Below are 6,799 nucleotides of genomic sequence, written 5' to 3' on the forward strand. Positions count from 1 at the left end.
GCAGACCCGAGAGGGTCTGCCGCGCTGCTGTTTTCTGGCCGTGCTCCCAGCATTTGTGCCTTGAGGCCCGCAGCCCGTTCCGGTAAAATAGGGCGTGACGACACACGCATTTTGGTGACGATTATCTGAAAAAGGAGCGTTTTCCCTTGCGAAATTTCATCAGACGAACCGCCGCCGCGCTGGCCGTCCTGTGTATGGCGGCCCTGCTGTTGGGTACCCCCACGGAGGCGGAAGAGCGTACATATTCCGCCGGAGGAGAGGCGGTGGGCTACTACGCCGGATGGGCGGCCTACCAGGGCTTCACCCCTGACCAAATCCCGGCGGAGCATCTGACTCAGATCAACTACGCCTTTGCCCAGATCGACCCAGATACCCTCACCATTGCTCTGGAGAATCCAGCCCATGACCAAAAGAACCTGGCCGCCCTGCGGAAGCTGCGCCAGCAGAACCAGCATCTCAAGCTGCTGATCTCCGTGGGCGGGTGGTCGGACTCCCAGTACTTCTCCGACGCGGCCGCCACGGCGGCCCGGCGGGAGAGCTTCGCTGCCAGCTGTGTGGACTTTGTGGTGGAGCAGGGCCTGGACGGGGTGGACCTGGACTGGGAGTACCCGGTATCCGGCGGCGCGGCGGGGACCATCCACCGCCCGGCGGACAAGCAGAACTTCACTCTGCTGCTTCAGGAGCTGCGGGAGCAGCTGGATCGGCAGGGCCGCCGGGACGGGAAGGACTACGCCCTCACTATCGCCGGCGCCGCCGGGAGCTGGTACTTAAACCAGATCGAGGCCGTGAAGGTGGCCGCCATTGTGGACCACATCTTCGTGATGGGCTATGACCTCCACGGCACCTGGGATACCTACGCGGACTTCAACGCACCCCTGTATGCGCCCTCCGGCACCTCGCCCCAGAGCAGAAGCAGCATCTCCGATTGCGTACAGGCCTATCTGAAAAAGGGTATCCCGGCGGAAAAGATCGTCCTGGGGATGCCTTTGTACGGCTATGCCTACCAGGGGGTCAAGGCCCAGAACAACGGCCTGTACAGCACTTACACATCAGCCAAATCCGTCAGCTACAAGATGCTGAAGAAGAGCTATCTGGACAACACGGACTACCGCCAGTTCCGCCATGAAGAGGCGCAGGTGCCCTGGCTCTACGGAAACCGCACCTTCGTCTCCTACGACGATGCCGTGTCCCTCGCTGCCAAGGCACAGCTGGCCCGGTCTCTGGGTCTGGGCGGCGTGGGGTTCTGGGAGATCTCCCAGGACGATGGGGGAGAGCTGATCGCTGCCGCCAGCGGGGCTTTCCGCAGCACCTGGGATAATCCCTTCCGGGACGTACCCCCCGGCGCGTGGTATGAAGAGGCGGTCCAATATGTGTATGAGGCGGGGCTGATGCAGGGCACCACCGGCAGCACCTTTTCCCCTGACCGGGCATCCAACCGGGGCATGATCGCCGCCATCCTCTACCGACTGGAGGGCAGACCCAGGGCGGGGACGCCTCCCTTCACCGATGTGGCGGCGGACAGCTACTGCGCCGATGCGGTGGCCTGGGCGGAACAGCAGGGAATCGTCCGGGGCTTTGACGACGGCACCTTCCGCCCGGAGGGGCGGATCACCCGCCAGCAGCTGGCGGCCATCCTGTTCCGGTACACGGAATACAGAGGAGCGGATACCGCGGGCCGGACGGACCTGAGCCGCTTCTCCGACAGCGCCGCTGTGGCGGACTATGCCCGGGAGGCCCTGGCCTGGGCGGTGTCTGCCGGACTGCTCCAGGGCCGGTCCGACGGCACGCTGGATCCGTCCGGCTCCGCCACGCGCGCCCAGACGGCAGTGATCCTCCAGCGGCTGGAAACACTGCTGGAAAAGAACTGAACAGAGTGCCGCAGGGCCGGGACATACTGTCCCGGCCCTGCATGCGTCCTCTCCTTGACGGACCGTCCCGTTCCAGGTATGATGGAACCAACAAGATTGGCCGGCAGAGAAGGGGGAGCGATTCGATGAAGGTGTGCATTCTGATGGGCAGTCCCAGAAAACAGGGCAATACCAACGCCCTGCTGGGCCCCTTCCGGCAGGAGCTGGAAGGGCTGGGGGCGGAGACGGAAACTGTATGGCTCCATGCTCTGGAGATCAGGCCCTGCACGGCCTGCCGGGCCTGCCAGCGGGACTGGACGGCATTCGGTTGCGCTCAGCGGGACGACGTGCCCACGATCTTTGACAAGGTGCTGGCGTGCGACCTGATCGTGCTGGCCACGCCCATCTATTCCTGGTACTGCACGCCGCCCATGAAGGCATTGCTGGACCGGCTGGTGTATGGCATGGACAAGTATTACGGGGCGGAAAAAGGTCCCGCCCTGTGGGCGGGGAAAGCCCTGGCTCTGCTGCTGACCTGCGGCTACCGCCCGGAGCGGGGCTGCGACCTGTTCGAGGAGGGGATGCGCCGGTACTGCAAGCACGCCCAGCTCCGTTTTCTGGGCAGCCACGCGGAGCGGCACCTGGGGTATGACGCCCTCTTCATGGACGCGGAGAAAGAGGCCCGCACCCGGGCCTTTGCCCGGGAGCTGTGGGATGCCGTGCATTGAAGCACAGCCCCTGTGAGACCGCCGCCCGGCGGTCTCTTTTTCTGCGCATGGGCGGGATAAAACCGCCCCAAACGGTTGACGGACACGGTCCCAAGGCGGTATAATAACATGATTTACAATGGATAAGAGTTTGTCTGGAGGAATTTTGGTATGTGGATCGCGGAGCAATGGCAGGACTATGAGCTGCTGGACTGCGGCGGGGGAGAGAAGCTGGAGCGCTGGGGAGAGCAGTACCTGGTGCGGCCGGACCCCCAGGCCATCTGGGACAGCCCCCGGAAGAACCCCGCCTGGAAGCGGGCCAACGCCCGGTATCTCCGCAGCCAGTCCGGCGGCGGCCACTGGGAGAAGAAGACCCTGCCGGAGAGCTGGAAGATCCGCTACCGGGACCTGACCTTCCAGGTGAAGCCCATGAACTTCAAGCACACGGGCCTGTTTCCGGAACAGGCGGTGAACTGGGATTTCGCCATGGAGAAGATCCGGAACGCCGGGCGGCCCATCCGGGTGCTGAACCTGTTCGCCTACACCGGCGGGGCCACGGTGGCCTGCGCCAAGGCGGGGGCCAGCGTCTGCCACGTGGACGCGGCCAAGGGCATGGTGGCCTGGGCCAGGGAAAACGCCAGACTCTCCGGCTTGGGGGAGGCCCCCATCCGCTGGATCGTGGACGACTGCGGCAAGTTTGTGGAGCGGGAGATCCGCCGGGGCAAGACCTACGACGCCATCATCATGGACCCGCCCAGCTACGGCCGGGGCCCCGGCGGCGAGGTGTGGAAGCTGGAGGACAACCTCTACGACTTCGTGAAGCTCTGCGCCGGCGTGCTGTCGGAGCGGCCCCTGTTCGTGCTCATCAACTCCTACACCACGGGCCTGGCCCCGTCGGTGCTGGGGTATCTGCTGCATCTGTTGGTGGGGGCCAAATACGGCGGCAAGTGCACCTGGGACGAGCTGGGCCTGCCGGTGACGGAGACGGGCCTGGCTCTGCCCTGCGGTGCCACAGGCCGCTGGTGCAGCGAGTGAGGCCGTGGGACGGACTGCGGCATACCTGCTGACGCTGGCAGCGGGGGCGGTGCCTGCCCTGGCGCTCTTTGGGTGCCTGAGCCCCCGGCGCCGGCGGCACCTCGCCGCCGCGGGCCTTGCCAGTCCGGTGGTCCGGGAGGCGGGGATGGCCCTCTTCTGGATGTTCTGCGGCGGCATGGCCCTGGTGACCCTGACGCCCCGATGGGTCGTCCAGGCCCTGGCGGACCTGCTTCAGGGCTGCGGCTGGAACGGGGAGGGGAATCCCTTCTTCGCTCCGGGGACTGTCAATCTGGTTCCCTTCCGGACCCTGGGCGACGGTTACATCCTGGCGGGGAATCTGATCATGTTCCTGCCCTTTGGCTTTTTCCCCGCCCTGCTGTGGCGGGGGTGCACGTGGAAACGCGCGCTCGCCGCGGGCCTGTGTGTCACGGGGTTCATTGAGTGCTGGCAGCTGCTGGTGGGCCGGGCCTTTGACATCGACGACCTGTGGCTCAACACCCTGGGGGCCTTTTGCGGCTTCTGGATCTGGTGCCTGCTGGACCGGGCAGCCCCCGGCTGGACCCGGCGGTTCAGGGTCCGGCAAATACAAGACTGACGAAATGAGGACAGCTATGGCGGAGATCATCCGAACGGAGAATTTACAGTACGCCTACCCGGCGGACGAGGGAGCGGAGCCGGTTCTGGCCCTGAAGGGCGTGGACCTGACCATTGAGCAGGGCTCCTTCGTGGTGGTGCTGGGCCACAACGGATCCGGCAAGTCCACCCTGGCCAAGACGCTCAACGGTGTTCTGCTGCCCTGCGGGGGCCATGTGTATGTGGAGGGAATGGACACCCTGGACGAACATCTGCTGCTGGCCATCCGCCGGACGGTGGGCATGGTGTTCCAGAACCCGGACAACCAGATCGTGGCCAACGTGGTGGAGGAGGACGTGGCCTTCGCCCCGGAGAACCTGGGGGTTTCCAGCAGGGAGATCCGGCAGCGGGTGGACGACGCCCTGGCGGCGGTGGGCATGGGCGAGTTCGTCCGCCACGCGCCCCATCTGCTCTCCGGCGGCCAGAAGCAGCGGATCGCCATTGCCGGCGTGCTGGCTATGGAGCCGGAATGCATCGTGCTGGATGAGGCCACCGCCATGCTGGACCCGGTGGGCCGGCGGGAGGTGCTCTCCGCCGTTCACAGGCTGAACCGGGAGAAGGGCATCACCGTGGTGCTCATCACCCACCACATGAACGAGGCGGAGGACGCCGACCGGGTTGTGGTCATGGACGACGGAAAAGTCATTATGGACGGCGCGCCCCGGCAGGTCTTCACACAGGTGGAGCGGCTGCGGTCCATGGGACTGACGGTGCCGGACACGGTGGACCTGCTGGACCGGCTGCGCAAAGACGGGCTGGACGTGCCCCTCACCGCCCTGACGGTGGAGGAGTGCGCGGACGCCATCCTGGCCGCCGTTTCCAAGTAATCGGAAGGGAAGAGAACATTGGAACCGATACTGCAAGTACAACATCTGACCCACACGTACAGCGTGGGCACGCCCTTCCAGCGCAGCGCGGTGGAGGACATGAGCTTTGACGTGTACGATGGGGAGTTCTTAGGGATCATCGGCCACACCGGCTCCGGCAAATCCACCCTGATTCAGCATCTGAACGGCCTGTTGCGGCCTACGTCGGGGCAGATCCTGCTCCATGGGAAGGACATCTGGGCGGAGCCGAAGAAGATCCGGGACGTCCGCTTCCAGGTGGGGTTGGTGTTCCAGTACCCGGAGTACCAGCTGTTTGAGGAGACGGTGTACAAGGACATCGCCTTCGGCCCCATCAACCAGGGCAAGACCGGGGAGGAGCTGGACCGCTGTGTCCGGGAGGCCGCCCGCCTGGTGGGCATCCGGGACGATCAGCTGGACAAGTCCCCCTTTGAGCTCTCCGGCGGCCAGAAGCGCCGGGTGGCCCTGGCGGGGGTCATGGCTATGGACCCCCAGGTGCTGGTGCTGGACGAGCCCACCGCCGGACTGGATCCGGCGGGCCGGGAGAACCTGATGGCCAACATCCGGGACTACCACCGCAATAAAAAGCGCACCATCATCCTGGTGAGCCACAGCATGGACGAGATCGCCCGGAATGTGGACCGAATCCTGGTGCTGAAGTCCGCTCACGTGCTGATGAGCGGGACTCCGGCGGAGGTGTTCGCCCGGGCGGAGGAGCTGCTCTCTGCCGGACTGGACGTGCCACAGGTGACCCGTATTGCCATGCGCCTGCGGGAGCAGGGCCTCGCCATCGACCCTGCGGTCTACACCGTGGAGGCCCTGGAGCGGGAGCTGCTGGCGCTGAGAAGGGGGGAGACGGGATGCTGAAGGACATCACCCTGGGCCAGTTTTTCCCCGGCGACACCGTGGCCCACCGCCTGGACCCCCGGACGAAGATCCTGCTGGTGGTCCTTTACATCGTGGCGCTGTTCTGCGCCAAGAGCCTGCTGGCCTACGGCATTCTGGCGGCGGTGCTGGCAGTGTGTGTCCGCATCTCCCGAGTAGGGATCAAATCCCTGGTGCGGGGGCTGAAGCCGGTGGTGTTCATCATCGTGTTCACCGGCATTCTGAACCTGTTCTTCACGCCGGGAGAGCACATCCTGGCAGAGCTGGGCTTCCTGCGGATCTCCGCGGAGGGTCTGCAGAACGCCGTGTTCATGGTGCTGCGGATCATGCTGTTGATCATGGGCACGTTCCTGATGACCTACACCACCAGCCCCATCAGCCTCACCGACGGGCTGGAGCGCCTGCTGGGCGGATTGAAAAAAATCCATGTGCCGGTCCATGAGCTGGCCATGATTATGTCCATCGCCCTGCGGTTCATCCCAACCCTGATCGAGGAGACAGACAAGATCATGTCCGCTCAGAAGGCCCGGGGCGCGGACTTTGAGAGCGGGAATATCATCCAGAAGGCCAAGGCCCTGATCCCCATTCTGGTGCCGCTGTTCATCAGCGCCTTCCGCCGGGCGGACGAGCTGGCGGTGGCCATGGAGTGCCGCTGCTACCACGGCGGCGAGGGACGCACCAAGCTCCATGTGCTGCAGTACGAGGGGCGGGACTATCTGGCCCTGGCGCTGGGGCTGGCCGTCACCGCGGGGATCATCGTCCTGCGGCAATTTACGTAACGATTTGCCGGTCCGCGGACTGGCTGCCCAGGGTGAGGCCCAGCCGCAGGCCGATGGCGAAGGCAGCC

Annotated in this window: 7 protein-coding genes; all 7 read left to right on the top strand. The window is 65.1% G+C overall.

What is annotated here, in order from left to right; genetic code table 11:
- The first annotated feature begins 146 nt into the window (after positions 1–146).
- The 7 genes from HMPREF1546_RS05850 to HMPREF1546_RS05880 all read left to right on the top strand — a co-directional run bounded on the left by HMPREF1546_RS05850 (position 147) and on the right by HMPREF1546_RS05880 (position 6,731).
- The gene (locus HMPREF1546_RS05850) at positions 147–1,868 is read left to right on the top strand and encodes a glycosyl hydrolase family 18 protein (RefSeq protein ID WP_051319958.1); all 1,722 of its coding nucleotides are present in this window, start codon (positions 147–149) and stop codon (positions 1,866–1,868) included.
- 125 nt (positions 1,869–1,993) lie between these two features.
- Positions 1,994–2,575, top strand: a complete 582-nt coding sequence (locus HMPREF1546_RS05855) for a flavodoxin family protein (RefSeq protein WP_021749411.1) — start codon at positions 1,994–1,996, stop codon at positions 2,573–2,575.
- 150 nt (positions 2,576–2,725) lie between these two features.
- Positions 2,726–3,589 carry a class I SAM-dependent methyltransferase gene (locus tag HMPREF1546_RS05860; RefSeq protein WP_021749412.1) on the top strand — a complete coding sequence of 288 codons (864 nt, stop codon included), beginning with the start codon at positions 2,726–2,728 and terminating at the stop codon, positions 3,587–3,589.
- 4 nt (positions 3,590–3,593) lie between these two features.
- Complete coding sequence (locus HMPREF1546_RS05865) at positions 3,594–4,184, top strand: VanZ family protein (RefSeq protein ID WP_051319959.1); 591 nt, start codon at positions 3,594–3,596, stop codon at positions 4,182–4,184.
- A 16-nt stretch (positions 4,185–4,200) separates the two neighbouring features.
- Positions 4,201–5,049, top strand: a complete 849-nt coding sequence (locus HMPREF1546_RS05870; RefSeq protein ID WP_036630408.1) for an energy-coupling factor transporter ATPase — start codon at positions 4,201–4,203, stop codon at positions 5,047–5,049.
- Between the two features lie 18 nt (positions 5,050–5,067).
- Positions 5,068–5,934, top strand: a complete 867-nt coding sequence (locus tag HMPREF1546_RS05875) for an energy-coupling factor transporter ATPase (protein ID WP_021749415.1) — start codon at positions 5,068–5,070, stop codon at positions 5,932–5,934.
- Positions 5,928–6,731 carry an energy-coupling factor transporter transmembrane protein EcfT gene (locus HMPREF1546_RS05880; RefSeq protein ID WP_021749416.1) on the top strand — a complete coding sequence of 268 codons (804 nt, stop codon included), beginning with the start codon at positions 5,928–5,930 and terminating at the stop codon, positions 6,729–6,731. The genes HMPREF1546_RS05875 and HMPREF1546_RS05880 overlap by 7 nt, the downstream gene beginning before the upstream one ends.
- Positions 6,732–6,799: the final 68 nt, after the last annotated feature.

Source organism: Oscillibacter sp. KLE 1745 (assembly GCF_000469445.2).
In the GTDB taxonomy this organism is placed as follows: Bacteria; Bacillota; Clostridia; order Oscillospirales; family Oscillospiraceae; genus Oscillibacter; species Oscillibacter welbionis.

Excerpts from the sequence above, each read along its gene's own strand:
- HMPREF1546_RS05855 (WP_021749411.1), top strand. The coding sequence starts at position 1,994 with ATGAAGGTGTGCATTCTGATGGGCAGTCCCAGAAAACAGGGCAATACC.
- HMPREF1546_RS05860 (WP_021749412.1), top strand. The coding sequence starts at position 2,726 with ATGTGGATCGCGGAGCAATGGCAGGACTATGAGCTGCTGGACTGCGGC.
- HMPREF1546_RS05870 (WP_036630408.1), top strand. The coding sequence starts at position 4,201 with ATGGCGGAGATCATCCGAACGGAGAATTTACAGTACGCCTACCCGGCG.
- HMPREF1546_RS05880 (WP_021749416.1), top strand. The coding sequence starts at position 5,928 with ATGCTGAAGGACATCACCCTGGGCCAGTTTTTCCCCGGCGACACCGTG.